The sequence below is a fragment of the Olleya sp. Ti.3.14 genome, assembly GCF_038154885.1.
Classification (GTDB): domain Bacteria; phylum Bacteroidota; class Bacteroidia; order Flavobacteriales; family Flavobacteriaceae; genus Olleya.
Genome location: NZ_JBAKAO010000065.1, coordinates 1 through 292 on the forward strand (window position 1 = coordinate 1; position 292 = coordinate 292).

The 292-nt window shown below is 34.2% G+C and carries 1 protein-coding gene; it reads left to right on the forward strand.

From position 1 onward, the window contains the following. On the forward strand, positions 1-292 hold a 292-nt coding region (locus V6251_RS15300), incomplete at both ends, for a PhoH family protein (RefSeq protein WP_341589017.1).

Genomic DNA, 292 nt, shown 5'->3' on the forward strand with positions numbered 1-292 from the left:
GGCGATTTAAAAGAAAAATTAGATCCTTATATGCAACCATTATATGACGCATTAAGAGATATGATTCCTGCGGAAAAATTAGCGCAGTATATTGAAAATGGTACCATACAACTTGCACCTTTAGCATTTATGCGTGGTCGTACATTAGATCATGCTTTTGTTATTTTAGATGAAGGTCAAAATACAACACATGCACAAATGAAGTTGTTTTTAACCAGAATGGGTAAAAGCGCTAAATTTTTATTAACAGGTGATCCAGGACAAATTGATTTGCCTCGTCGTACTATTTCTG